Here is a 25,150-nt window from a genome sequence, read left to right as displayed (position 1 = left end):
CGGATAACTTTCTGCCAGCCTAGCGAGAGTATGCGACTTTCACGGAACATCCGGGATCATCCGACGCGATGTTCCCCGAGAAATCGGAAGACATCGGGGACGGCCCGGGCAATATCGGAAGCGGTCAATGGCCCGCCCGCCGAGGCTGCGCTGCCTGCCATTCCGTGGATGCCCGCGCCGACGGCGGCTACCGCGGCCCAGCGCTCATCAGGGGCGATTCCCAACGCTGCGAAGGGTCCGTCGTCGTCCAGCCCGGATTCCGCGTACGCCGCAGCCAACGCGCCGACAATCCCGCCAAGGACGTCCCCGCTGCCTGCCGTTGACATCCACGCGCATCCATCCGACTGGCTGAAGACCGCCCCGGAAGGCGAAGCAACTACCGTCGTGGCACCTTTGAGCAAGACGACGGCACCGGTGTGCTCGGCCGCAAGCCGGGCGAAGTGCACGGTCCGCGATTCCACGTCCTCCCGCGTGACGCGCACCTCGCCTCGGCCGAGAAGGGCCGCGAGCTCCCCGGCGTGCGGGGTGAGAATCCAGTTCGGCGGGCAGCGTTCCGGCAGGAGCTCCAGGGCTCCGGCGTCGACGACGGCGGGCTGGCCGGCGCTGGCCCCCACGGCCAGCACGTCGCGGGCTCGCTGGAGTTGTTCGGCTCCGTCCAAGCCAGGGCCGAGCAGCCACGCCTGGACCCGGCCGGGCTCGGCCGGCTCCCAGATGGCTTCGGGGGTTCGTACCAGGACCTGCCGCGCCACGACTTCCGGACCGAGGTACCGCACCATTCCCGCACCGGCCGCGGAGGCGGCCTCGACACAGAGAGCCGCGGCCCCGGTGTAGCGCTCGGAACCTGCCACGATGCCCAGGACTCCCCTGGTGTACTTCTGGGCCCGACGCCCCGGCTCAGGAAGCACGGCGGCCAGGTCAAGGGCGGAGAAGCGGCGCAGGGCAGGTGCCGGAAGATGCTCCTCGATGCCGATGGGCACGAGGATCACGCGGCCGGCGCGGCCCTCACCCGGGTCGGCCATCAGCCCGGCTTTGATGCCCCCGAATGCCACGGTCAGCCGCGCTGCCAATACAGGCCAGTGGACCTCGCCTGTGTCGGCGTCCACTCCGCTGGGAGTATCGCAGGCCACCACCAGACTGGGCCTTAGCTCCTCCAGGGCGGCAATTAATTCCGCGGCCGGGCCTCCGAGGCCGCCACGGGCACCGGTGCCCAAGATGGCATCGATGACTGCATCGTCGCCGGCAATCAGCACGGCCAGTTCTTCGGCGTTGTCCCGGTCCAAGACGTGGACGCGTCCGCCCACGTCATGGAAGGCCTCGAGGGCGTCAGGATGGGCGGAACCGGCGGTGAGCACCGCCGTCGTGCGCATGCCACGCCTCGCGAGCATTGCCGCGGCGAAAAGACCGTCCCCGCCGTTGTTGCCCTTGCCCGCCAGCACGGTGACGCTCGAGCCGTAAAGGCGGCGGCCTTCCGAACGCAGTTCACGCACGACGGCGTTTGCCAGTCCGTATGCTGCGCGCTGCATGAGAACAGCGCCTTCACCGGCATCAAGAAGCGGTTGTTCCGCTGCCCTGATCTGTGTTCCGGTGAAGGCGCTGATCATGGTTACTTGCGCTGCTAGGCTTCGGCGATGACCATGGCAGTGGCGATTCCGCCATCGTGGCTCATGGACACGTGCCAGCGCTTCACGCCCATGGACTCGGCGACTGCCAGCACGGTGCCCTTAACCTTGATGGTGGGGCCGTTCTGGTCCAGGCCGATCCAGCAGTCCTGCCAGTTCATGCCCGCCGGAGCCCCCAAGACCTTGGCTACGGCTTCCTTGGCCGCGAAGCGCGCGGCCAAGGACCGCGTGTTGAGTTCGCGTTCCGCGGGAACAAATAAACGGTCACGGAGGCCCGGGGTCCGCTCGAGTTGGCGCCCGAAGCGCTCTATGTCTACGACGTCTACGCCTATGCCAACAATCATGCGGCTATTCTACGGTCACACTCTTGGCGAGGTTGCGCGGCTGGTCCACGTCGTATCCCTTGGCCTTGGCCAGCTCTGCAGCAAAAATCTGCAGCGGAACAGTGGTGAGAAGCGGCATCAGCAGGGTAGGCGTCTGAGGGACGTAGAAAACGTGCTCGGCGTAAGCCCGCACGGCTTCGTCGCCTTCCTCGGCGATCACCAGGGTACGCGCACCGCGGGCGCGGATTTCCTGGATGTTGCTGACGACCTTCGCATGGAGGGAATCGCGGCCCCGAGGCGAGGGAACCACGACAAAGACGGGCTGCCCTTCGTCGATCAAGGCAATCGGACCGTGCTTGAGCTCACCGGCTGCGAACCCTTCAGCATGGATGTACGCGATTTCCTTGAGCTTCAACGCGCCCTCGAGCGCTACCGGGAAGCCGACGTGGCGGCCCAGGAACAGCACCGACTTCTCGTCCTTCATGCTGCGGGCGAGCTCGCGGATGGGACCCGCGTTGTCGAGGATCTTCTGGATGTGGGCGGGTATCTTGCCAAGGTCCGCCAGGACGTCCTTGATCTGACCGGAGAAGATGTTTCCACGCAGCTGGGCGAGGTAGAGACCGAGCAGGTACGCGGCCGTGATCTGGGCCAGGAACGCCTTGGTGGAAGCGACGGCGATCTCCGGACCGGCGTGGGTGTAGAGAACAGCATCGGATTCGCGCGGGATGGTGGATCCGTTGGTGTTGCAGATGGAGATCGTCTTGGCGCCCTGTTCGCGGGCGTAACGAACGGCCATCAGGGTGTCCATGGTCTCGCCGGACTGGCTGATGGACACCACCAGGGTGTTGGCGTCCACGATCGGGTCACGGTAGCGGAATTCATGCGCGAGCTCCACCTCGGTGGGGATGCGGCACCAGTTCTCGATCGCGTACTTGGCGACCATCCCGGCGTATGCGGCCGTGCCACAAGCCAGGACGATGATTTTGTTGACCTGCTTCAGCAGCTCAGGGTCGATCCGGAGCTCGCTCAAGGTCAGGTGGCCGTTAATGTCCGAGCGGCCGAGGAGGGTCTGGGTGACTGCGTCGGGCTGGTCGTGGATTTCCTTCTCCATGAAGGAGCTGAAGCCGCCCTTTTCCGCGGAAGCCGGGTCCCAGTCAACGTGGTATTCCTTGCCCTGGGCGGGGGCCCCGAAGAAGTCTGTGATCTCCACGGTCTCGGCGGTGATGGTGACGATCTGGTCCTGGCCCAGCTCGACGGCGCGGCGCGTGTGATCGATGAAACCGGAGACGTCGGAGCCGAGGAAGTTCTCGCCTTCCCCCAGTCCTACAACAAGGGGGGAGTTGCGACGGGCGGCGACGACGACGTCCGGCCGCTCGGCGTGCACGGCGAGGAGCGTGAACGCACCTTCGAGCCGCTGGCAGGCAAGCTGCATCGCTTTGGTGAGCTTGCCGTTGGAGGAGTCCCCGTTGAGCTGGTTACGGAAAATATCGCCCAGGAGTGCTGCCGCTACCTCGGTGTCCGTCTCCGACTCGAAAGTGACACCCTTGGCGATGAGCTCCAGCTTGAGCTCGGCGAAGTTTTCGATGATTCCGTTGTGGATCATGGCCAAGCGTCCGCCATCCGCCAGATGCGGGTGGGCGTTCTGGTCGGTGGGTCCACCATGTGTGGCCCAGCGGGTGTGGCCGATGCCGGTCAGCGAGTCCGGGAGCGGATTTCTCTCGAGCTCGTTCAGCAGATTGCTTAGTTTTCCTGACTTCTTCCGGGCTGCGATGGTTCCATCAGCCACCACGGCAACTCCGGCTGAATCATAGCCCCTGTATTCAAGCCTCCGGAGTCCTTCAAGCACGACGTCGAGAGCCGAGTGCCCGGCATCTGCCCGGCGGGATGAATTGCCAACGTAACCTACGATTCCACACATGCCTACAAGAGTAGCGGGTGCCCCTCGAAATGGACGTAGGATATCCGGGCCCGCACGTAGGCCAGACCGCGGAATATGCCGGATAGCGCACCTTTTCCGGAGAGCATGCTCACACAAAATCTTCCCGCCGTTCATGCTGTATTTCCGGATCAGCCAACGGAGGGGCAGAATCTCTATAGTGACTTTGCAACGCAATGAAGCGAACGGCGACAGCTCCTCTCCGTTCGTGGAGCTGGACAGGCAGACGTGGTCCCGGCTGGGTGCACAGATGGAGCAGCCGCTTAACGAAGAGGACATCATCCGGCTTCGCGGCCTCGGCGATCCCCTGGACATGAAGGAAATCCGCGAGGTCTACCTTCCGCTCTCCCGCTTGTTGCACCTTTATGTCCAGGCGTCACAGCAGCTTCATGCAGCCACAACCACCTTCCTTGGCGAGCAGACCCAGCGCACGCCCTTCGTGATCGGCGTCGCAGGTTCGGTGGCGGTCGGTAAGTCCACTATTGCCCGCGTGCTGCGCGAGATGCTCCGCCGTTGGCCTGGCACTCCGAACGTCGAACTCATCACCACCGACGGGTTCCTGTACCCGCTCGCTGAGTTGAAGCGCCGGCATTTGCTCGAACGCAAGGGCTTTCCGGAGTCGTACGACCGCCGGGCCTTGCTTCGATTCGTGAGTGCGATCAAAGGGGGTGCCGAAGAGGTCCGCGCTCCTTGGTATTCGCACGTCACCTACGACATCGTCCCGGACAAGGAAGTGGTGGTCCGACGGCCTGATGTCCTCATTGTTGAGGGCCTCAACGTGTTGGCACCCGCCCGTCCCCGGCAGGACGGCCGGCAAGGCTTGGCCCTGAGCGATTTCTTTGATTTCTCCATTTACGTTGACGCCAAGACCTCGTACATCGAAGACTGGTATGTGGACCGTTTCCGCAAGCTTCGAACCACGGCGTTCGCCCAGCCCGAATCCTACTTCCACCGTTACGCCACGCTCTCCGACGCCGAGGCGGAAGCCACTGCACGCGGCATTTGGAAGCGCATCAACGAACCCAACCTTGAGGAAAACGTCCTCCCCACCCGTGGCCGTGCGCAACTTGTCCTCACCAAGGACGCCGACCATTCCATCCGCCGCATGCTGCTCCGAAAGGTTTAGCACGGATGTGCTACAACTGCGGTCCCAGCCGAAGGTCCTTCACAACGATACTTGCTGCAGGGGTGGGAATGGCGGCCTTGGCGGCCTGCAGCCCGGATACCCGGGGCGCTTCGCCCACATCCGCACCGTCCTCTTCGGGCCCCCAGACCGCAACGCCGACGCCGACGACCACGACGCCAGTTCCCGCCGCAGCGGCGAGCGAGCCGCCGTCGAGCGCACCGCCGTCGAAGGCTCCGCCGTCGGGTGTGCTGTCCCAGCAGTTTTCCCTGAGCGACCCGGCGAGCCAGTGGGTCATCGTCAACAAGCACCGGCCGCTGACCCCCTTGCAGTTTGTCCCTGCCGACTTGGCACAGCCACGCGTGCAACTCGCAGTCAGCGGAGAGGCGTCCCTGCTCAACAGCACCACCGCCGGAGCAGCCGAAAAGCTCTTCGCGGCAGCCGCGTCGGCCGGCGTCACCATGACTCTGGCGTCCGGTTACCGTTCTTTCCAGACCCAAACGGCCACGTACAACGGCTACGTGGGCACGCGCGGCCAGGCCTCGGCGGACACGGCCTCGGCCCGTCCCGGCTTCTCGGAACACCAGACCGGTTGGGCGTTCGACATCGGCGACGGCGGCGGGGCGTGCAGCTTCGAGCCCTGCTTCGCTGATCAACCAGCCGCCGTTTGGGCCAAGGCCAACGCCTACAAATACGGCTTTGTCGTCAGGTACCCGTGGATGCTCAATGAAATCACCGGCTATTACTACGAACCGTGGCATTTGCGATTCATCGGGGTTGAGGCTGCAACGGATATGGCCAAGCGGGGCATCGGCACCCTCGAGGAGTACTTTGGGCTCGAAGCGGCGCCGGGCTACCCCTAGAGGTTGATTAACCAGGGAAGTTCCCGACACTCCTGGGAATTGAACGGCTGCTCACTTCGAATTCACAAGCATGCACTAGCTTGGTGCCATGTTGAGTGGATTTAAGAATTTCATTCTGAAGGGCAATGTCGTAGACCTTGCCGTCGCCGTCGTCATGGGTGCCGCCTTCGGTGCAGTGGTTGATGCACTCGTCAAGAACGTCCTTATGCCGCTGATCGCTGCCTTGGTTGGATCCCCCAACTTCGACAGTTTCGCGAAGGTAACCATCAACGGAAATGACCTGCAGTTCGGGGTTTTACTGACCGCGATCGTCAACTTCGTCCTGGTAGCCGCCGCAATCTATTTCGTCGTGGTAGCTCCGATGAACCACCTCATCGAGCGCCGCAACGCCGAGTTGGGCATCTCGGAAGATGAGCCGGCGGCCGATCCCACGGTCACGCTCCTCACCGAGATCCGCGACAACCTGGTCCAAAGGTAAGCAGTTGAAATAACTGTGGCCCGCCTCCTCACGGAGACGGGCCACAGTTGTTTGGTGCTTTCGGGCCTAGAGAGCCAGTTCGCGTGGAATAGCGAGGCGGTCTTCGACGATGCCGGCCAGTTCAGTGCATATGCGGGTGGCGGTTTCCATGTCCGCGGCCTCCACCATCACGCGCACCAGCGCTTCGGTGCCCGACGGCCGCAGGAGCACCCTGCCGGTGTCACCAAGTTCGAGTTCGGCGGCAGCCACCGCAGCGGCGACGCCTTCGTCCGTGGCGGCGCGCGACTTGTCTACGCCCTTCACGTTGATCATGAGTTGCGGCAGCTTGGTCATGGCGCGGGCAAGGTCTTGGAGGGTGCGGCCTGTCCCGGCCACCTGGGCCGCGATCTGCAGACCGGTCAGGACACCGTCGCCCGTGGTGGCGTAATCGGAGAAGATCACGTGGCCCGACTGTTCTCCCCCAAGGCTGAAGCCGCCGTCGCGCATTGCCTCCAGAACGTACCGGTCCCCCACCGCGGTCTCACGGAGGGTGATTCCAGCGTCGCGCAATGCGATCTTGAGCCCGAGGTTGCTCATCACGGTGGCTACCAGGACGTCGTCCTTCAGTTTTCCGGACGCCTTCAGCGCGAGGGCCAGGATCGCCATGATCTGGTCACCGTCGACCTCGTTGCCTTCGTGGTCTACGGCCAAGCAGCGGTCGGCGTCGCCGTCGTGCGCTATACCCAAGTCCGCACCGTGCTTGATGACCGCTTCCTTGAGCTGGCCAAGGTGGGTGGAACCGACGCCGTCGTTGATGTTCAGACCGTCGGGTTCCGCGCCGATCACCACCACTTCGGCGCCCGCGCTGGCGAAGACCTGCGGGGAACAGCCGCTGGCTGCACCGTGGGCGCAGTCCAGCACAACCTTGAGACCCTCGAGGCGGTGCGGCAGGGTGCCGAGCAGGTGGACGATGTATCGGTCCTCGGCGTCCGAGAAACGCTGGATGCGGCCGACGTCGCCCCCCACTGGGCGTGAGGGTTCCTTGCCGAGCTGAGCCTCGATTGCGTCCTCCACCTCGTCCGGGAGCTTCTGGCCGCCGCGGGCAAAGAACTTGATTCCGTTGTCCGGTGCCGGGTTGTGCGAGGCCGAGATCATGACGCCGAAATCGGCATCGAGGTCGGCGATGAGGTAGGCCGCGGCGGGAGTGGGCAGCACGCCAGCGTCGTACACGTCGATGCCGGAGCTCGAAAGTCCGGCTTCCACGGCTGCGGCGATAAACTCCCCGCTCGCGCGCGGATCCCGGGCGACCACGGCGCGGGGCCGCGTTCCGCTGGCCGCACGCTCGTGGCCAAGGACCACCGCGGCAGCTTGGGCCAACTGAAGAGCAAGCTCCGCGGTGAGCAATCCATTGGCGAGACCACGCACGCCATCTGTTCCAAATAATCTAGCCATCGCGTCCCAGTCTAGACGACGGTTGTAGGGGTCGAGGGAAGGCGGCCCGCCGACCCCGCCCATACCTCTTCAGCGGCGCGAGCGCAAGAGTGGAACTACTTGACTTGCGTCTTGCGCTCCACTCTAGTAATGCCCCTTAACAAGTATCTACGATTACCGCATGACACCTAGCTCTGGGGGCTTGGCGCTTGAAATAATTGTCCCCGTTTTCAACGAGTCCGCCATACTCGAAAGAACCATTTGCCGGCTGTCTAATAATGGGTGCCGGGAATTGTTGCCCGGTTGGGGAATTACGATTACCTGGCCAACGAGCCGGACGCGGTCGGGTTGCCATGATTAATTCGGATGAAGAGAACATCACCGATGCCTTGGTCAGTCCACGGACTGCCTTTGCCAGGAAGTTTCCTCTGCTTACAAAAGCCGCGTTCGTGCTGGTTTGGCTAGCCGGTCCGTACTTTGCAACGCACGGCATTTACTTCGCCATACTGAACAGCAACCCCGGTTTCGATGCTCATGCGTACTGGCTGGCAGGGCAAGGCCCCCTTTTGTATGACAAACCTGCCGGAGCACTTGATGCGTATCTTTACTCTCCAGCTTTTGCCACGGCCATTCGCCCGCTTGCCATGCTCGACTGGCCGTTTTTCTTCGCAGTGTGGGTGTGTTTGGAGTCGGCCGTTCTTGTCTGGCTCCTCAAACCACTACAGCTCAAGTGGGCGATCCCGTTCTTCTTGCTGAGTGTTCCAGAATTGGTCAATGGCAACATCTTCATCCTGCTTGCCGCTTCGGCAGTAATCGGAACCAAAAAGCCTGCCGCCTGGGCTTTCCCGGTGCTGACGAAGATCACCAGCGGAGTAGGGCTCATCTGCTTCGCGGTGCGTGGTGAATGGCGTCGACTCGGCCAAGGCATCAGCGCGTGTCTGGTCATAGCGGGCGTTTCATATCTTTTTAACCCCTCCGACTGGCAGGTCTGGTTCACCTTCTTGATTGAGCACCGTGGCGCTACACAAGACGGCGGTCTCAGCTTCTTTTTACGATGCTTGCTTGGAGCCGGTGTGGCTGCAATTGGGGCCCGAAAAGGTTGGCCTTGGCTCATTGCCCCCGCCATGGTGCTGGTCTCACCCGTATTCGCCCTGCCCACACTTACGCTCCTTACAGCAATTCCGCGACTCACAATGGCCGTTGAGCCTGGCAGGCCGGGACGCAGTTTCGGAATGAACCGTCACCCGGTTCACACAACACTGGGGGGTTGAAATGTCGACGGGCGTCCGAGCACGGAAAATAAACCTCCGGTGGACCCTGTTCCGCGGACCAGCCCAGGATCTTCCATGGCAGCGTCCGGCTCTTCTGAGCCTTCTGGCTTTCGCGTCTGTCCTCTATATGTGGGGGCTCGATCGAAACGGGTGGGCTAACTCTTACTACTCGGCTGCCGCCATGGCCGGATCGGAAGATTGGACCGCGTTCTTCTACGGGTCCTCGGATCCCAGCAATGCGATAACCGTTGACAAGCCTCCGATGTCTCTATGGATCATGTCCCTCTCCGTGCGCCTTTTCGGGCTCAACTCATGGAGCATCCTCATCCCACAGGCACTCATGGGAGTACTCAGCGTCTATCTGATCTACCGGATGGTAATGAAGCGTTGCGACACTCCAACCGGCCTATTAGCGGGGCTATTCTTCGCAGTTACGCCCGTGGCCACTGTCATGTTCCGATACAACAATCCGGATGCACTGCTGACACTTTTGATAATTGGGGCCGCCTACGCGACCCTCGAGTCAATCGACCAGGGGAAGTTGCGCTGGCTACTCATCGCGGGAGCCCTGGTGGGTGCCGGGTTCCTGACGAAACAACTTCAGGTCGCACTCATCCTCCCTGCTCTGGGCGTGAGTTACTTGGCATTTTCCCGTGCCTCCCTTGTCAAGAGGCTCCTGCACCTAGGTGGGGCACTGCTCGTTGCAGTCCTCGCAGGCGGCTGGTGGTTCGCCCTCGTTCAGCTGGCAGACCCATCCTCAAGGCCCTTCATTGGGGGCACGAGAAATAACGGCGTCATAGAGTTGACCGTCGGATATAACGGCCTCGATCGTCTGACTGGGGAGGCAGCTGTTCGAACGATGACGCCTGGAAATTCAGACGACCTTGAAGCCGGGTTCCAGCGATTTCTGCAACCGCAGTTTTCCGGTCAGTTCGGATGGTTCCTGCCCTTGGCCTTGGCTGGAATCTGGATCATTTCCTGGCTTTTGTTGAAGCGTGCCGGCGGAACATCGAAACGCGCTCTCCTACTACTTTGTGCCATCTGGTTTGTCACATCGGCCACGGTCCTTGCCTTCATGTCGGGGATTGTCCACCCCTACTACTCCCTCGCGGGGGTACCACCGCTGAGCTGTCTCGCCGCCTTTGGGTTCATTCACCTCCTCCGCCTAAGAAAACACCTGAAGCCGCGTCTCGGCCTCGGGTTGGCCCTCTTCGCGTGCTTGATCGTTGCCTATGTCTCGGCAGCACGTTCAACCAGCGACTTCCCGTGGTTTCCGGAAACTCTTCTTGTCTTGGGCGCGATATCCATCGCATTACTGCTTATCCCCTCCGCCGACCTTCGTATCCAGCGGATCTCCATTTTTGTGCCCCTGTTCACACTGTTTCTGGGACCTGTGCTCTGGTCGTTCAATACCATCTTGAGCGCACACGTCGGCGCTGAGGTGATAGCTGGCCCGAGCATCCTACATATCCGCACGGACAGCCCCGACAGGCAACAATTGCCACCGAACATCACGCCGACACTTCTGGTCCTTTCCTATGGCGACGTCCCGGTGCCCGGCATCAGTGATCGGCTGCGACAGGACCCCCAAAGTGTCGCTTGGTCCGCAGCGATCGTTGGTTCTGAATCCGCGGCGAATTACCAGCTCGCGAGCGGGAGGGCGGTGATGCCAGTAGGGGGCTTTGATGGAACCGACCCATTTCCAACGCTCGCACAGTTCAAGGACCTTGTCCGCGCTGGCCGCGTTGGGTCCATGGTCATCCAGAAACTGCCACCAGCGACCATACAAGGCCAGGGCGAAGCCGCGCGAATAGTCGACTGGGTAATGACCCATTTCAATGCAGAAGACATCGATGGAGCGCAGTATTACGCTCTCGGCCCCAACTCCCCCAATTGACGTTGCACGCCAACGACGACGAAAGCCCGCCCTGCCAAATGGCGGGACGAGCTTTCGTAAAAGCGACTTTAGCGCTTGTGGAGCCGAGCGCGTAAAACGTGCAGCGGGCCCGGGACGGTGGTCGCGCCAGCGGCCACAGTCCGTGAAAGCGCGGTTAGCGCTTGTGGATCCGAGCGCTAAAAAGCGCCGAGGGCCCCGTGGTGATGTCGCGCCAGCGACAACACCACGGGTAGGCGCATCTTTAGCGCTTGGAGTACTGCTGAGCCTTGCGTGCCTTCTTGAGACCAGCCTTCTTACGCTCGATGACGCGGGCGTCACGACGCAGGAAGCCGGCCTTCTTCAGGGTGGCGCGGTTGTTCTCGGTGTCGATCTCGTTCAGTGAACGGGCGATGCCAAGACGCAGTGCACCGGCCTGGCCGGAAATGCCACCACCGTGGATGCGGGCGAAGACGTCGTAGGCGCCGTCAAGATCAAGGATCTTGAAGGGCTCGTTGACGTCCTGCTGGTGCAGCTTGTTCGGGAAGTAGTTGGCCAGTTCGCGGCCGTTGATGATCCACTTGCCGGTGCCGGGCACGATGCGAACGCGTGCAACAGCTTCCTTACGACGGCCAACTGCGGCACCGGCAACGGTCAGTGCCGGGCGCTCCTTCTTCGGCGCTTCTGCTTCCGCAGGACCGCTCTCCGAGGTGTAGCTGGTCAGGTTTTCCTCAGCCACAACGGCCTCGGTGGTCAGTTCTTCGTTCTGAGCCACGATTCTCCTTGATTAAAAGTTGTTTGGTGGCCAGGACTACTGGGCGACCTGGGTGATTTCGAAAGTCTTGGGCTGCTGGGCGGCGTGCGGGTGCTCTGCACCGCGGTAGACCTTCAGCTTGCCCAGCTGCTGTGCAGCGAGGGAGTTCTTCGGGAGCATGCCCTTGATGGCCTTCTCCACGGCGCGGACCGGGTTGGATTCCAGCAGCTCCGCGTAGTTGACGGAGGTCAGGCCGCCCGGGTAGCCGGAGTGGCGGTATGCGCGCTTCTGCTCCAGCTTGGCGCCGGTCAGGGCGACCTTTTCAGCGTTGATGATGATGACGAAGTCGCCCATGTCCATGTGGGACGCAAAGGTCGGCTTGTGCTTTCCGCGCAGCAGTGTTGCGGTCTGGCTGGCAAGACGACCAAGGACAACGTCGGTGGCATCGATGACGTGCCACTGGCGGTTGATATCGCCGGGCTTCGGGGTGTACGTACGCACGGTTTTGCCTCGTTCTTGTTCTGGCGTTCATGTTTTAGGCGGCACGCTTGAAGCGTGTGCCTACTAGGTATGCGTTACCGGAGCAGAGGTGAGGGCTCTATGTACCAGTTATCCCGAAGTCCCGATATGCCTGTCGAGTTAACGATCCTGCAACTGGATCCCCAAGCGGGCATGTGTCATCGAGAAAGGACACGCACAACGACTATCAACAATAGCGGCAACGAGCTCCAGGGTCAAAATAGGCTGGAAACCAGCGTGAACGACTGAGACCCTTCCTGAGCTCCTAGGAGATGCCATGACAGCAACTGCCGCCCAGCCCTTGCTTGTGGCCGCCTTCGGGCTCCTGGGGCTCCTCACAAGCCCTCTTGCGGAGCTTCTGATAGCCCGTTCCCTGCCGCGGCTTGGCGGGCTCCCATCGCCCCGTATCCAGATCACGACGGCGGTGGTCACCGCCGCGCTGTTTGCCCTCCTGACCCTCCGCTTCGGATTCGCACCGGTTCTCCCCGCCTACCTGCTTTTAGCAGTGATGGCAGTGCAGCTGTCACGCGTGGACGTGGCACACCATTTGCTTCCAAACCCGCTGATCCTGCTGCTGCTTGCGGCCGGCCTTGTCTTGTTGTTCATGTCCGCCATGTTGGCGCCTGACTGGTCTGCCCTGCCTCGGGCGGCTGCTGGGGGCGTCATTTTGTTCCTGGGATACTTAATTCTTGGATTAATTTCTCCCGGAGGCCTCGGAATGGGCGATGTGAAGCTCGCAGCGCCACTCGGAATGTACTTGGGCTACTTGGGCTGGAGCCAAGTGTTCTACGGGGGACTGCTGGGCTTCGTGGTTGGCGGGGTGATGACGGTGCTGATGTTGCGCGTCAAGCGCGGAATCAAGCCATCTGAAGCGGCACACGGGCCAGCTATGTTCGCCGCGGCCATTGGAGTGGTACTTCTTATCGCTTGAGCCTGCGGCACGCCTCCCCCGGGCTCCCTCATCCCACAGGGGTCCCATACGTGTCAGTAACCGGGTGGTACTTAGCCAGAAAAACCGAGTACCAGCGCGGGCCCCTTCGAGTAGTTGACGCCTCCGGCACCAAGAAAGACGAGTACCACTACGCATTGTTTGTTAACCCCCCCAGGGGCAATTCTTGTCCTATCGAAATCCGATCCGCTAAACGGGATATGCGAGCGGCAGGAATTCGTAGACAAATTCACTTATCTGGGAAGGTTTTCCAATGTCAACTCTCATGATCCACACCCTCGCATTCATCGCCGGCGTAAAAGACCGGTTCTCCTCCGAAAAGGGCGCGACGGCCGTTGAATACGGCTTGCTGGTTGCACTGATCGCCGCGGTCATCGTAGCCGTCGTTGCAACCCTCGGCACTCAAATCAACAGTGCCTTCCAGACAATCTCGACCAGGCTTTAACAAGTCCAATGAGGCTCCTGACAATTCGAGCCCTGTCCCTTAGATGGTGGGCACAGCGGTTGGTCAGATCCGAAAAGGGCGCGACTGCCGTCGAGTACGGCTTGCTAGTTGCACTGATAGCCGCGGTCATCGTAGCTGTCGTTGCAACCCTCGGCACGCAAATCAACAGCGCCTTCCAGACAATCTCTAGCCAGCTCTAACAACTAGAGATACAGCAATGAGCCCAGGGGCGGCCAGGACAGTTCGGGCGTCTGCTCCGACTGGCAACGACCGCCCCTGGGCTCTTCATTTTGGTAATCACTCTCTCGTCAAGGAGCGGTTGTGAAAGGTCTCAAGTCCCACGTTGGCGCTTTCTCATCGCGGCTGAGGAAAATTCTCGGGGCCGCAGATGGCTCCGAAACCGGGGCGAGCGCCGTCGAATACAGCCTTCTGGTCGTGTTCATCGCCACCGCCATAGTCGTAGTCGTTGGCACCCTCGGCCTTCAACTCGTACCAGGATTTCAACAAGTTGTGGCGGGCCTGTGATGAGGACCCGGCGCAACACCAGAGCCAATCGACGTTCTCCGCGGGAATCGGGTGCCGTCGCAGTCGAATTCGCCCTCGTTCTTCCTATATTCCTTGTACTCGTGTTGGGGATTGCCGAGTTTAGCAGGGCTTTCAACATTCAAGTTTCCCTCAGCGAAGCAGGACGTGAAGCCTCACGCTACGCGGCCATTCACTGTTCCGAGTCAACCTACAGCGTTGCGGCCGCGCAAAGCGCGGGGATTGCTGCAGCGCCATCCGTTACCTCACCGGCCCCAACCATCGCCATCACATATTCGGGCGATGGTACATGCTCACCGGGAAACAACGCCATAGCCACGGTGAGCTACACCACTCCATGGATGACCGGTTTTCCTGCCCTCATTCCAGGTGTGCCGGCCTCCCTATCAATAGCCGGAACGGGGGTCATGCGATGCGGCGGATAAGTATTGATCACCCGGAGCGCGGCGTCATCGCTCCGATGACGGCATTCCTCATGGTCTTCTTGCTCGGCATGGCGGCATTCGCAGTTGATGTCGGGTCCATGTACTCGGAGCACTCGCAGCTCCAAAATGGCGCAGACGCGGCAGCCCTCGCCATCGCCCAAAGGTGCGCAAAACTGCCTGCCGGCACCACGTGCGCTGCCGACCAATCGACAGATGCCGCACCGTTTGCCAACGGCAACACCTTGGACAGCCACGGACAAGCAATTGTGGCCACCGTCACAGGCGGCACCGTCGATGTGACCACTCAGGCCCAGGATCCGTCTGCCGGCAATCACTTCTCGCTGGTATTCGCCCACGCTCTGGGCATCCAGACCGCGGATATCCGTGCGACGGCTCAAGCGAAATGGATCTACCCCACCAAAGGCCGCACGGTCCTGCCGCTCGTCTTTTCAACCTGCGAGTTCGTCGATGATGGGCTTCCGCACAAGATTCTGACTCAAGGAGGAGGACACGGCGCCCAGGATTGCAACGGCAGGAACCCGTCAAATCAGATCATCCCAGGCGGGTTCGCATGGCTGGCTCCTGACGCCGGAGGCGGATGCAATGTCACTGCCAGCGTTGGCAGCTGGAGTCAATCAAGCACGGGCGCGTCCATACCAACTGGGTGTGGCAGTCTCTTTGATTCATCCCTCATAGGCCAGACGGTCGCGCTTCCTGTGTACGGGTATACGTGTGCGGGAATGACTGCCACTGGGTCCCCGAACTGGGGAAGCTGCTCAGGAAACAACGTCTACTACAAAATTACAAAATGGGCTGGATTCAAGGTCCTTGGCTTTAATTTCCCTGGCTCAAGTGCAGGCGATATCAGTCAATTTCAGAGCAGTGAGAAGGGCCTCTATGGCACCTTCGTCGGATATGCGGCGGATCCAACCCTCTTCAGCGGCGGATCAAGTACACCCACCGGAAACGTCGTTGTCATCGGACTTACAAAGTAAGAATTAGAAGGGAGATTGAAAAGTGAAAACTCGCCTACTGGGAGGCATCGTTGCACTAGTGCTCGCAATTGTCGGCACACTGCTACTGGTCTCGTTCGTACAAGGGTCCGAAGCCCGGGCCCAAAAAGATCTTCAACCCGTTGACGTCTTGGTTGTGCAGACTCAAATCCCGTCCGGAGCGACCCTCGATACCATCAGGTCCTCGGTCAAACTGACGTCATTGCCCACAGCTTCCGTCCCCAACGGAGCACTCAAGAGCCTGGACGGGATCCAAGGGAAGGTAGCCGCCACGGATTTGATGCCCGGCGAACCGTTGCTGGGAGCCCGTTTGGTTGACCCCAACAGTCTGGCGGCCCCAGGGTCCGTCCCCGTCCCGGCCGGAATGCAGGAAATCTCCGTTCAGCTGGAGGCACAGCGCGTGGTCGGCGGGCGGATCGCGGCCGGCGACACGGTCGGTATCGTCGTCCTCTTCGGTGCTGGATCCGGCGGTGACGCCGCGAGCGCAGCAACGTCACAGGAAGTGTTCCACAAAGTCCTGGTCACGAGCGTGCAGCGTTCCCAGTCCAAGGCGACTAACTCGACGTCAAATTCGCAGGAACAGGCGAACACTGAACTGCCAACCGGCCAGCTGCTCGTGACTTTCGCCCGCAGCGACGTGGATTCGGCCAAACTCGCTTTCGCGGCTGAGTTCGGAAAGCTGTGGCTCACCAAAGAGCCGGCTTCCGCCGCGGAGAGCGCACCAGTGGTCATCAAGAAGACGGAGTTGTACCGATGAGCCGGTTTGTCGTGATCACGTCCGATTCGGACTTTGAGCGCAGGGCACGCCATGCAGCCACAGGGCTGCGCGGCACCCTCCACGTGATCACCGCCGACTATCTGCCTCCCGGTCCGGACGACATCCTGCGGGTGCTGACCGGAGAACTTGCCGAGGTCATCCTCTTCGGCCCTGGGCTTCCGCTGGAAGATTCGATCCGGCTCGCCAGTCTTTTTGATCTCCAGTTCCCGGAAATCAGCGTTGTTCTTGTGACGGAGAGCAGGTCCGAGGTAGCCCTGCCGGCCATGCGCGCCGGCGTACGGGATCTGCTGTCACCAAACGCAGACGTGGATGAAATCCGCTCGCTGTTCGAACGGGCCAGTCTTGCTGCAGCCGGACGGCGCCGAGGGCTTGGAAATTCGGTCGAGGGCCAACCTCCCGGCGGCCGCGTCATCGCGGTCATGTCCCCGAAAGGGGGCGTCGGCAAGACGACCGTCACCACAAACCTGGCCGTGGGGCTGGGGAAAGTGGCGCCGATGGGTGTCGTTGTTCTGGATCTGGACCTACAGTTCGGAGACGTTGCCTCCGGGCTCATGTTGGAACCCGAGCGAACTCTTGCGGACGCCATAACGGGTGCCGCGACCCAGGACAGCATGGTTCTCAAGTCCTACCTGTCGGTTCATCCCGCGGGCATCTATGCGCTTTGTGCTCCGCTCAACCCTGTTGAAGCCGATAGGATTTCCGGCGATCAAGTGGGGCACCTGATCAGGCAGCTGTCCGATGAGTTTCAGTTCGTGGTGGTGGACACGGCGCCAGGTTTGGGTGAACATGTGCTCGCCACCCTCGAAGTGGCCACCGACGTCGTGTGGGTCTGCGGCATGGACATTCCGAGCATTCGCGGACTCCGGACGGGGTTGACCATTCTCAACGAGGTGGGCCTTCTTCCCGAGCGCAGCCACATTGTCCTGAATTTCGCCGACCGTCGAAGCGGCCTCACGCTCCAGGACGTCGAGGCGACCATCGGCTTCCCCGTGGATGTAGTTCTTCGGCGCTCCCGAGCAGTCCCGTTCTCCACAAACAAAGGTGTCCCGCTCTTGCAGGACGGAACCAAGGATCCTGCGACCAAAGGACTCGCGGAGCTGGTGGATCGGTTCAAGCCGAATTGGGAAGACAGACCACACAAGAAACTTCACAGAAGGGTTGTAGTCCAATGAGTCTCGCCAAACGTCTCGAGGCCAGCCGTGGTCTTGACCAGATCTCCGCGCCGACATCAGGCCCGGCCTCGCAGGCAGCCCCCTGGGCTCCCGCTGTGCCCGGGCAAGCAGGTAACACAGCTCCTTCACCGGCCGACCGGCACGCGTCCGAAAACAATGAAGCACTCAATGCAATCAAGGAACGCGCCGGCATCGCCCTCTATGAGCGAATGGGAAGCCGGATCACCGATTCTTCCGTGGACGAATCGGAACTGCACCAGTATGTCAAAGACGAACTTCGCGCAATCATCGACGAGGACGAGATTCCGCTGTCCGTTCTCGAGCGGCAGAGGCTTGTCCAGGAAATTATCGACGACGTCCTGGGGCTCGGTCCGCTGCAACGGTACCTCGATGAGGAAGCCGTCACCGAAATCATGGTCAACGGACCTGACAAGGTCTATGTGGAGCGGGCCGGAAAGCTCTATCTGACCGGCGCGAAATTCAGCGACGAGGAGCACCTCAGGCGCATCATCGAACGCATCGTCACCAAGGTGGGCAGAAGGATCGATGAATCGTCTCCGCTGGTCGATGCCCGGCTATCGGATGGCTCCCGTGTGAATGCGATCATCCCGCCTCTGGCAGTCGGCGGTTCGTCGCTCACGATTCGAAAGTTCGGCCACGTTCCCCTCACTGTGGACAATTTGATTTCCTTCGGAACCATGTCTCCGGAGATTGCCGAACTGCTCCACGCGTGTGTGAAGGGCCGCCTGAACATCATCGTTTCCGGCGGCACAGGCACAGGCAAAACCACGCTTCTCAATGTCCTGTCATCTTTCCTTCCACCTGAAGAACGCATCATCACGATAGAGGACGCCATTGAACTTCAACTCCAACAGGAGCATGTTGTCCGGCTGGAAAGCCGCCCACGCAACATCGAGGGGAAGGGTGAAATCAGCATCCGGGAGCTGGTCCGGAACTCGTTGCGTATGCGCCCGGACAGGATCGTTATCGGTGAAGTCCGCGGCGGTGAATCGCTGGACATGCTGCAGGCCATGAATACCGGCCACGACGGCTCCATTTCCACTGTTCACGCCAACTCGCCCCGGGATGCAATTTCACGTCTGGAAACACTGGTTCTCATGGCCGGGATGGATCTGCCGCTGCGTGCCATCCGCGAACAGATCGCGTCAGCCGTAAACCTGATCGTCCATATCTCCCGGCTCAGGGATGGAACGCGCCGCATCACTCACGTTACCGAGGTCCAAGGGATGGAAGGAGACATCGTCACTCTCCAAGACGCCTTTGCCTTTGACTACGGTGCCGGCGTCGACGCCAACGGCAAGTTCCTGGGAAGACCCGTCCCCACAGGAGTGCGGCCCCGGTTCGTCGACCATTTCGCCGATTTGGGCATTGCGCTTTCGCCTGCTGTCTTTGGCAGCGTGCCCATTGGCGGTGGATACCGATGACCATCACTGACCCGATCTTCCTCGCAATCGGTGTTGGACTGTGCGTCGCTGCACTAGCCGTTCTGCTGCTTGTAGCTGTCGGACCCGGCAAGCAAATTGCCATCTCCCGCCGTAGGCCCGGCGTTATGGAGCAACCTTCGATGCTCACCCGCGTAACTGATCAGGCAACAACATTCCTCGACCGGAACGTCAGCAGGAACGCGAGCTTCGGCAGCCGTAACTCGCTGGAACAAGCGGGCCTCAAGATGCGCCAAGCCGATTTCATTTTGCTGGTGGCTTGCATCGCCGTGACCATCGGAGTTGTGGGGTTCATCCTGGCAGGGCCAACTCTCGGCATCGTGTTCGTCCTCGTGACGCCTCTGTGCGCCATGGCTGCCCTGAAATTGCTGGCCGGCCGGCGCCGCGGAAAGTTCGAGGATCAGCTCGGCGACACCTTGCTAATGCTCGCCGGAGGACTTCGAGCAGGGCACAGCCTGCTCCGTTCGGTTGACGCAGTAGCCAAGGAAGCCGAATCGCCTACATCTGAAGAATTCGCGCGGCTCGTCAACGAGAACCGTTTGGGCCGCGATTTGAAGGACTCAATGCTGGACGCCGCCCGCAGGCTCCGCAGCGAGGACTTTGACTGGACCGCCCAGGCCATCGAAATTCACCGCGAAGTGGGCGGAGATCTGGCCGACGTCCTGGACCATGTAGGCGAAACCATTCGCGAAAGGTCACAAATCAAAGGGCAGGTTCGCTCGCTCAGTGCGGAAGGCCGGTTGTCGGCCTACATTCTGATGGCCCTTCCGATTGGAATGTTTCTTTACCTGAGCGTTGCCAGCGCCAACTACATCGGAACGCTTTACACCAACGGATTGGGCTGGCTGATGGTTGGCGCAGCAGTGTTACTACTAGCAGTCGGCGGGTTCTGGCTCAGCCGCGTCGTAAAGATCAAGTTTTAGGAGGGCATCGTGACCGCCATGGCGTGGTTGATCGTTGGGCTGATCGTGCTGCCCAGTTCTTACATCGTGTGGTCCTTCGTATCCATCGATCGAAGCGGCCTCGCAGCTGTCCAGACCAATCTAGGACGTGACCGGGGGCGCCTCGTTGCCTCACCCGACGGAACCTCGGTTGGTGCAGGCCCTCAAGTGAAGAGGGCTGTACCTTTGGGGCTTCGGCTTGCGCCTAAAGGCTACGCCGGCTGGCTGGACAAACTGCTGGCAAAAGCAGGCCGGCCAAGCGGGTGGCCGCTGGAACGGTTGCTGATTGCGAAGCCTGCCCTGGCGCTGACAGTCGGGATTCTGGGGATTGTTCTCGTAGTCAGAACGCCGACAAGCACCACAGTATTGCTTGCAGCGTCTCTAACCGTCTTGGCCTACTTCGTTCCAGATATTCTTGTCCACGGCCGCGGGGCCGAAAGGCAGAAGGCAATCGAACTGGAACTGCCGAACACTCTTGACCAGATGCTGATTTCGGTCGAGGCCGGACTCGGCTTTGAGACGGCAATGGCTCGTGCCGGGCAGAACGGCAAAGGTCCGCTCGCCGCCGAGCTGATCCGTACACTCCAGGACATGCAGGCCGGACGAAGCCGTAAAGACGCCTATCTCGCCATGGCGGAGCGGGCGGACGTCCCTGACCTCAGGAGCTTTGTAAGGGCCGTGGTCCAAGCTGACGTCTACGGGATCGCCATTGCAAACGTATTGCGTTTGCAGGCAAAGCAAATGCGTGTCAAGCGGCGCCAAAGGGCCGAAGAAAAGGCAATGAAGTTGCCAATCAAGGTCTTGTTCCCGCTCATGTTTTGCATTTTGCCGGTGCTCTTCATCGTGATCATCGGGCCCGCGGTCATCAACGTGATGAACAGCTTCGCGGGAGTGTTCTAGGCGATTAGTGAACCTGCGCCCTGAAAGGGGCGTCAGCCTCAAAGACCGGTCCTCCTCGACACCCAGAGTCGAGGAGGACCTCCTCGCGGGGCGCCTTGGATACGCCAGCCCCACACCTACTCGCGCCGCGCCCGGGTCAGCTCAGCCCGCGCAAACAGTTCGTCGTCGGAGGGATAGGCCACTTCCTCAAGAACCAAGGGGTGCGGCGCAGCCAGCACGGATTTGGCATCCCTCACCCCCGCGAGCAGGCGCTCATGCAGCCACTCCGGACTTTCCAGGCCCTCCCCCACACGCAATGCGGATCCCACCAAGGCACGCACCATGTTGTGGCAAAATGCATCGGCCTGGACGTTGGCCACCAGCACACCGTCGCTGCCGCGCACGAACTCAAGCCGCTGCAGTTCTCTGATGGTCGTGGCGCCTTCCCTGGGCTTGCAGTACGCGCGGAAATCCTGAAGCCCCAGCAGCGCCACTGCTCCCTGGTTCATCGCTCCCTCGTCCAGGGCGGCCTTGTGCCAAAGCGTCAGCCTGCGCAGGACGGGGTCCCAGCGTTCCGGGCCGTCGGCGATCCGGTAGCTGTAGCGGCGCCACAACGCGGAGAAGCGAGCATCGAAACCGTCGGGCGCCAGTCCGACGTCGTGCACTTCAATGGCCCCGGTTTCATCCTGCAGGACCCGGCTCAAGGCTCCCCTAAGCCTCCGCAACAGCGCGGCGGCGGGGTCGATCTCGTGGCCCCTCGGCAGCACGCCCCACTCCGCCTCGGACAGGTCAATGTGCGCCACTTGTCCGCGGGCGTGGACACCGGCGTCGGTCCGTCCCGCCACGGTGACCCGTACCGGGCGCCGCACGATCAGCGCCAATGCCCCTTCCAACGATCCCTGCACGGTCCGGAGACCGGGCTGAAGCGCCCACCCATTGAACGGGCCGCCGTCGTACGAAAGATCCATCCGGACACGCAAAAACCCGCCGCCCCCCAAAACGGGGGCAGCGGGTTTTCGTTCGTTCATAGACTTAAGTCTACTGTGAAGAATTCAGTGAATTACTTCTTTTCCTCAGCGGCCGGAGCCTCTTCGGTTTCAGCAGCTTCAGCTTCGGGAGCCTCGGCTTCGGTCTCCGGGGCTTCGGTCTCAACGACCTCTTCCTCGACAACCGGAGCGGTCTCTTCGGCAGCCGGAGCAGCCTTCTCAGCGTCCTTCTTGGCAGCAGCAGTTGCCTCGGCAACTACAGCCTGCTTCGGGGAAACCGGCTCAAGAACCAGCTCGATGACAGCCATGGGAGCGTTGTCGCCCTTGCGGTTGCCGATCTTGGTGATACGGGTGTAGCCACCATCGCGGTTGGCAACGGCGCCGGCGATGTCGGTGAACAGCTCGTGGACGATGCCCTTGTCGCTGATCAGGCCGAGCACGCGACGGCGGGAGGACAGGTCGCCGCGCTTGGCGAAGGTCACGAGGCGCTCTGCGTACGGCTTCAGGCGCTTGGCCTTGGTGACCGTCGTGGTGATGCGCTTGTGCTCGAACAAGGCTGCTGCCAGGTTCGCGAGCATCAGGCGCTCGTGAGCCGGACCGCCTCCGAGGCGCGGACCCTTAGTGGGGGTAGGCATAGTAATTTCTCCTGTAATGAAGGCCGTCCGGGTCCGAACGTGGACTCGGTGGCCAAGATCTGCTTGTTAGAGCTCGTCGTCGCTGAACGCGGCGTCGTCCTCTTCGATGGCTGCGGCGCGGGCTGCAAGATCGAAACCGGGAGGCGAGTCCTTGAGGGACAGACCCAGTTCAACCAGCTTTGCCTTGACCTCATCGATGGACTTCGCACCGAAGTTACGGATGTCCATCAGGTCAGCCTCGGAGCGGGCAACGAGTTCACCCACGGTGTGGATGCCCTCACGCTTGAGGCAGTTGTAGGAACGGACGGTGAGGTCCAGATCCTCGATCGGCAGTGCCATGTCAGCTGCCAAGGCAGCATCCGTCGGCGACGGGCCAATCTCGATACCTTCAGCTGCGGTATTCAGCTCACGTGCAAGACCGAACAGTTCCACCAGGGTGGTGCCTGCCGAGGCAACGGCGTCGCGCGGGGCGATAGCCTGCTTGGTCTCGACGTCGACAATCAGCTTGTCGAAGTCAGTGCGCTGCTCAACACGGGTAGCTTCCACGCGGAAGGTAACCTTCAAGACCGGCGAGTAGATCGAGTCGACCGGAATACGGCCGATCTCGGAGTCGCCGGACTTGTTCTGAGCTGCCGAAACGTAGCCGCGGCCGCGTTCGATGGTCAGTTCGAGTTCGAACTTGCCCTTCGAGTTCAGCGTGGCAATGTGCAGATCCGGGTTGTGGAATTCGACGCCGGCCGGCGGAGCGATGTCCGCGGCCGTGACGACTCCGGGGCCCTGCTTGCGCAGGTATGCAACAACCGGCTCATCGTGCTCGGAGGACACGGAGAGGTTCTTGATGTTCAGGATGATCTCAGTGACATCTTCCTTGACACCCGGAACCGTGGTGAACTCGTGCAGCACGCCATCGATCCGGATGCTGGTTACAGCAGCACCGGGGATGGAAGAGAGCAGGGTACGGCGGAGGGAGTTTCCGAGGGTGTAACCGAAGCCCGGTTCCAGCGGTTCAATGATGAAACGCGAGCGGTTCTCGGAGACTACTTCTTCAGACAGAGTGGGGCGCTGTGCAATAAGCACTTAGGTTTCCTTTCGGCGAGCATCCGCTATATGACGCAACACAGGTGGTGGAAATCGGCTTGGTTCCGGCTTTGCCGGCCGGGCGCCAGGGAGCAGTCAAGCTGTTCCGTGGCGGACCCGGCCGGCAAGGCCAAGAATCCAATTAGACGCGGCGGCGCTTCGGCGGGCGGCAACCGTTGTGGGCGCTGGGGGTGACGTCCTGGATGGAGCCAACCTCGAGGCCAGCGGCCTGCAGCGAACGGATTGCGGTCTCGCGTCCGGATCCCGGTCCCTTGACGAACACGTCAACCTTGCGCAGGCCGTGCTCCTGGGCGCGCTTTGCAGCAGCCTCGGCAGCCATCTGGGCGGCGAACGGGGTGGACTTACGGGAGCCCTTGAATCCAACCTCACCGGCGGAAGCCCAGGAGATTACAGCACCGTTCGGGTCCGTGATGGACACGATGGTGTTGTTAAAGGTGCTCTTGATGTGCGCCTGGCCAAGCGCGATATTCTTCTTGTCCTTCTTACGCGGCTTGCGAACCGCGCCACGAGTCTTCGGGGGCATTATTTCTCCTACAGAAAGTTTATTGGGGGAAAGCTAAACGCTTGGGCCCACATTTGCCGGGTTCCCTGAAATCGCGCAGCGATTTTAGGGGGCAAATGGGGATTAACGTCCGGCCTTCTTCTTGCCGGCGACGGTACGCTTCGGGCCCTTGCGGGTACGAGCGTTGGTCTTCGTACGCTGACCGCGTACGGGCAGGCCCTTGCGGTGACGCAGGCCTTCGTAGCTGCCGATTTCAACCTTGCGGCGGATATCTGCTGCTACTTCGCGGCGAAGGTCACCCTCAACCTTGTAGTTGCCTTCAATGTAGTCACGCAGCTGGACCAGCTCGGCGTCAGTCAGGTCCTTGACCCGAACGTCAGCGCTGATGCCGGTGGCAGCCAGGGTTTCGTGTGCACGGGTCTTGCCCACGCCGTAGATGTAAGTAAGCGCAATTTCCAACCGCTTTTCGCGGGGAATGTCTACGCCAGCGAGACGAGCCATAGTGGCAGTACTCCTTGAATAAACCGGAGGTCGTAGGCAGTACACCCGCACTTTCAGTGCGGCCCCAGCCTCCGACCGGGGGTTAGCTGTCCAGGCTCTAATACGTCCCGATTCAGCTTGTGCTGCCTTTATTTACTTGCGTGGGTTAGCAACCCAGGTTGCCCTCGCGGGCGCTAGTTCCCTTGCGGGGAATTAGCCCTGGCGCTGCTTGTGGCGCGGGTTCTCGCAGATCACCATGACCCGGCCATTACGGCGGATCACTTTGCACTTGTCGCAGATCTGCTTAACGCTCGGCTTGACCTTCATGGCGTTCCTTTGCGTGTTGCAGTTGGTCAGCTGTTGCGGCAACTACCGCGGTTTCCCGAGGCTGCCGCCCAGCAATTACTTGTAGCGGTAGACGATGCGACCACGTGTGAGGTCGTAAGGGCTTAGCTCCACCACTACGCGGTCCTCAGGGAGAATCCTGATGTAGTGCTGTCGCATCTTCCCCGAGATATGTGCAAGAACGATGTGCTTGTTGGTGAGCTCAACGCGAAACATCGCGTTGGGCAGTGCCTCAGTCACAACGCCCTCGATCTCAATGACCCCGTCCTTCTTGGCCATATCCTCCGCTAACTGTTGTTTGCCGCAGCCCTCCGGTTAGGCACCGGA

General features: G+C 61.2%; 29 protein-coding genes. 16 read left to right on the top strand and 13 right to left on the bottom strand.

Going from position 1 to position 25,150, the window contains the following annotated elements:
* Window positions 1–56: 56 nt before the first annotated feature.
* From AC4CS3_RS16825 to glmS, 3 genes are read right to left on the bottom strand one after another with little or no spacing between them, the layout of a single operon-like run.
* Complete coding sequence (locus AC4CS3_RS16825; protein WP_490784397.1) at window positions 57–1,601, bottom strand: NAD(P)H-hydrate epimerase; 1,545 nt, start codon at window positions 1,599–1,601, stop codon at window positions 57–59.
* A gap of 14 nt (window positions 1,602–1,615) precedes the next feature.
* Window positions 1,616–1,963 (bottom strand): holo-ACP synthase, encoded by a 348-nt coding sequence (locus tag AC4CS3_RS16820; RefSeq protein WP_236812218.1) that lies wholly within the window; start codon window positions 1,961–1,963, stop codon window positions 1,616–1,618.
* Between the two features lie 4 nt (window positions 1,964–1,967).
* Window positions 1,968–3,860, bottom strand: a complete 1,893-nt coding sequence (glmS, locus tag AC4CS3_RS16815) for a glutamine--fructose-6-phosphate transaminase (isomerizing) (RefSeq protein ID WP_490784396.1) — start codon at window positions 3,858–3,860, stop codon at window positions 1,968–1,970.
* Window positions 3,861–3,993: 133 nt separating this feature from the next.
* Here glmS and coaA point away from each other — a divergent pair, with 133 nt between their 5' ends.
* The 3 genes from coaA to mscL all read left to right on the top strand — a co-directional run bounded on the left by coaA (window position 3,994) and on the right by mscL (window position 6,342).
* Window positions 3,994–5,004, top strand: a complete 1,011-nt coding sequence (coaA, locus tag AC4CS3_RS16810; protein WP_236812222.1) for a type I pantothenate kinase — start codon at window positions 3,994–3,996, stop codon at window positions 5,002–5,004.
* Window positions 5,005–5,009: 5 nt separating this feature from the next.
* Window positions 5,010–5,864, top strand: a complete 855-nt coding sequence (locus tag AC4CS3_RS16805; RefSeq protein ID WP_490784395.1) for a M15 family metallopeptidase — start codon at window positions 5,010–5,012, stop codon at window positions 5,862–5,864.
* Between the two features lie 88 nt (window positions 5,865–5,952).
* On the top strand, window positions 5,953–6,342 hold the full coding sequence (gene mscL / locus AC4CS3_RS16800) for a large conductance mechanosensitive channel protein MscL (protein ID WP_490784394.1): 390 nt from the start codon (window positions 5,953–5,955) through the stop codon (window positions 6,340–6,342).
* Between the two features lie 66 nt (window positions 6,343–6,408).
* Here mscL and glmM read toward each other — a convergent pair whose 3' ends face one another.
* The gene (glmM, locus tag AC4CS3_RS16795; protein WP_490784393.1) at window positions 6,409–7,773 is read right to left on the bottom strand and encodes a phosphoglucosamine mutase; all 1,365 of its coding nucleotides are present in this window, start codon (window positions 7,771–7,773) and stop codon (window positions 6,409–6,411) included.
* 332 nt (window positions 7,774–8,105) lie between these two features.
* On the opposite strand from glmM, the gene AC4CS3_RS16790 reads away from it, so the two are divergent.
* A complete protein-coding gene (locus AC4CS3_RS16790) occupies window positions 8,106–9,023 on the top strand; it encodes a glycosyltransferase 87 family protein (protein WP_490784392.1) in 918 nt (305 codons plus the stop codon).
* A gap of 181 nt (window positions 9,024–9,204) precedes the next feature.
* Complete coding sequence (locus tag AC4CS3_RS16785; protein ID WP_490784391.1) at window positions 9,205–10,920, top strand: glycosyltransferase family 39 protein; 1,716 nt, start codon at window positions 9,205–9,207, stop codon at window positions 10,918–10,920.
* 241 nt (window positions 10,921–11,161) lie between these two features.
* Here AC4CS3_RS16785 and rpsI read toward each other — a convergent pair whose 3' ends face one another.
* Window positions 11,162–11,671: a 30S ribosomal protein S9 gene (gene rpsI, locus AC4CS3_RS16780; RefSeq protein WP_234749102.1), complete on the bottom strand. Its 510-nt coding sequence runs from the start codon at window positions 11,669–11,671 to the stop codon at window positions 11,162–11,164.
* Window positions 11,672–11,707: 36 nt separating this feature from the next.
* On the bottom strand, window positions 11,708–12,151 hold the full coding sequence (gene rplM, locus AC4CS3_RS16775) for a 50S ribosomal protein L13 (RefSeq protein WP_024817563.1): 444 nt from the start codon (window positions 12,149–12,151) through the stop codon (window positions 11,708–11,710).
* A gap of 295 nt (window positions 12,152–12,446) precedes the next feature.
* Between rplM and AC4CS3_RS16770 the strand changes: the two genes are divergently transcribed.
* The 11 genes from AC4CS3_RS16770 to AC4CS3_RS16720 all read left to right on the top strand — a co-directional run bounded on the left by AC4CS3_RS16770 (window position 12,447) and on the right by AC4CS3_RS16720 (window position 20,798).
* Complete coding sequence (locus AC4CS3_RS16770) at window positions 12,447–13,100, top strand: prepilin peptidase (RefSeq protein WP_490784390.1); 654 nt, start codon at window positions 12,447–12,449, stop codon at window positions 13,098–13,100.
* Window positions 13,101–13,371: 271 nt separating this feature from the next.
* Window positions 13,372–13,563: a Flp family type IVb pilin gene (locus tag AC4CS3_RS16765; protein WP_490784389.1), complete on the top strand. Its 192-nt coding sequence runs from the start codon at window positions 13,372–13,374 to the stop codon at window positions 13,561–13,563.
* 8 nt (window positions 13,564–13,571) lie between these two features.
* Window positions 13,572–13,763: a Flp family type IVb pilin gene (locus AC4CS3_RS16760; RefSeq protein ID WP_490784388.1), complete on the top strand. Its 192-nt coding sequence runs from the start codon at window positions 13,572–13,574 to the stop codon at window positions 13,761–13,763.
* A gap of 121 nt (window positions 13,764–13,884) precedes the next feature.
* Window positions 13,885–14,088 carry a Flp family type IVb pilin gene (locus tag AC4CS3_RS16755; RefSeq protein ID WP_490784387.1) on the top strand — a complete coding sequence of 68 codons (204 nt, stop codon included), beginning with the start codon at window positions 13,885–13,887 and terminating at the stop codon, window positions 14,086–14,088.
* On the top strand, window positions 14,088–14,531 hold the full coding sequence (locus AC4CS3_RS16750; RefSeq protein WP_490784426.1) for a TadE/TadG family type IV pilus assembly protein: 444 nt from the start codon (window positions 14,088–14,090) through the stop codon (window positions 14,529–14,531). The genes AC4CS3_RS16755 and AC4CS3_RS16750 overlap by 1 nt, the downstream gene beginning before the upstream one ends.
* Entirely contained in the window at window positions 14,519–15,526 is a 1,008-nt protein-coding gene (locus AC4CS3_RS16745; RefSeq protein WP_490784386.1) for a pilus assembly protein TadG-related protein, read from the top strand. The genes AC4CS3_RS16750 and AC4CS3_RS16745 overlap by 13 nt, the downstream gene beginning before the upstream one ends.
* 22 nt (window positions 15,527–15,548) lie before the next feature.
* Window positions 15,549–16,301: a Flp pilus assembly protein CpaB gene (cpaB, locus tag AC4CS3_RS16740; RefSeq protein WP_490784385.1), complete on the top strand. Its 753-nt coding sequence runs from the start codon at window positions 15,549–15,551 to the stop codon at window positions 16,299–16,301.
* The gene (locus AC4CS3_RS16735; protein WP_490784384.1) at window positions 16,298–17,494 is read left to right on the top strand and encodes a CpaE/TadZ family protein; all 1,197 of its coding nucleotides are present in this window, start codon (window positions 16,298–16,300) and stop codon (window positions 17,492–17,494) included. Before cpaB ends, AC4CS3_RS16735 begins: the two co-directional genes overlap by 4 nt.
* Complete coding sequence (locus AC4CS3_RS16730; protein ID WP_490784383.1) at window positions 17,491–18,939, top strand: TadA family conjugal transfer-associated ATPase; 1,449 nt, start codon at window positions 17,491–17,493, stop codon at window positions 18,937–18,939. Before AC4CS3_RS16735 ends, AC4CS3_RS16730 begins: the two co-directional genes overlap by 4 nt.
* A complete protein-coding gene (locus AC4CS3_RS16725; protein ID WP_490784382.1) occupies window positions 18,936–19,880 on the top strand; it encodes a type II secretion system F family protein in 945 nt (314 codons plus the stop codon). Before AC4CS3_RS16730 ends, AC4CS3_RS16725 begins: the two co-directional genes overlap by 4 nt.
* A 9-nt stretch (window positions 19,881–19,889) precedes the next feature.
* Complete coding sequence (locus tag AC4CS3_RS16720; protein ID WP_490784381.1) at window positions 19,890–20,798, top strand: type II secretion system F family protein; 909 nt, start codon at window positions 19,890–19,892, stop codon at window positions 20,796–20,798.
* A gap of 116 nt (window positions 20,799–20,914) precedes the next feature.
* On the opposite strand, the gene AC4CS3_RS16715 is transcribed toward AC4CS3_RS16720, so the two are convergent.
* From AC4CS3_RS16715 to infA, 7 genes are all read right to left on the bottom strand, one after another.
* Window positions 20,915–21,805: a tRNA pseudouridine synthase A gene (locus AC4CS3_RS16715; protein WP_490784380.1), complete on the bottom strand. Its 891-nt coding sequence runs from the start codon at window positions 21,803–21,805 to the stop codon at window positions 20,915–20,917.
* A gap of 32 nt (window positions 21,806–21,837) precedes the next feature.
* On the bottom strand, window positions 21,838–22,398 hold the full coding sequence (rplQ, locus tag AC4CS3_RS16710; RefSeq protein WP_490784379.1) for a 50S ribosomal protein L17: 561 nt from the start codon (window positions 22,396–22,398) through the stop codon (window positions 21,838–21,840).
* A gap of 66 nt (window positions 22,399–22,464) precedes the next feature.
* Window positions 22,465–23,475, bottom strand: a complete 1,011-nt coding sequence (locus tag AC4CS3_RS16705) for a DNA-directed RNA polymerase subunit alpha (RefSeq protein WP_011692778.1) — start codon at window positions 23,473–23,475, stop codon at window positions 22,465–22,467.
* Window positions 23,476–23,617: 142 nt separating this feature from the next.
* Window positions 23,618–24,019, bottom strand: a complete 402-nt coding sequence (gene rpsK / locus AC4CS3_RS16700) for a 30S ribosomal protein S11 (RefSeq protein ID WP_028265083.1) — start codon at window positions 24,017–24,019, stop codon at window positions 23,618–23,620.
* Between the two features lie 102 nt (window positions 24,020–24,121).
* A complete protein-coding gene (gene rpsM, locus AC4CS3_RS16695) occupies window positions 24,122–24,499 on the bottom strand; it encodes a 30S ribosomal protein S13 (RefSeq protein WP_011775569.1) in 378 nt (125 codons plus the stop codon).
* Window positions 24,500–24,691: 192 nt separating this feature from the next.
* Window positions 24,692–24,805, bottom strand: coding sequence for a 50S ribosomal protein L36 (gene rpmJ / locus AC4CS3_RS16690; protein ID WP_011775570.1), 114 nt, complete (start codon window positions 24,803–24,805; stop codon window positions 24,692–24,694).
* 75 nt (window positions 24,806–24,880) lie between these two features.
* Window positions 24,881–25,102, bottom strand: a complete 222-nt coding sequence (infA, locus tag AC4CS3_RS16685; RefSeq protein ID WP_009358723.1) for a translation initiation factor IF-1 — start codon at window positions 25,100–25,102, stop codon at window positions 24,881–24,883.
* Between the last annotated feature and the right edge of the window lie 48 nt (window positions 25,103–25,150).

It is taken from the genome of Arthrobacter sp. SE2 (assembly GCF_058244265.1).
Note: the sequence above shows the minus strand (reverse complement) of the source record. Positions and strands in the feature narration are given on the sequence as shown.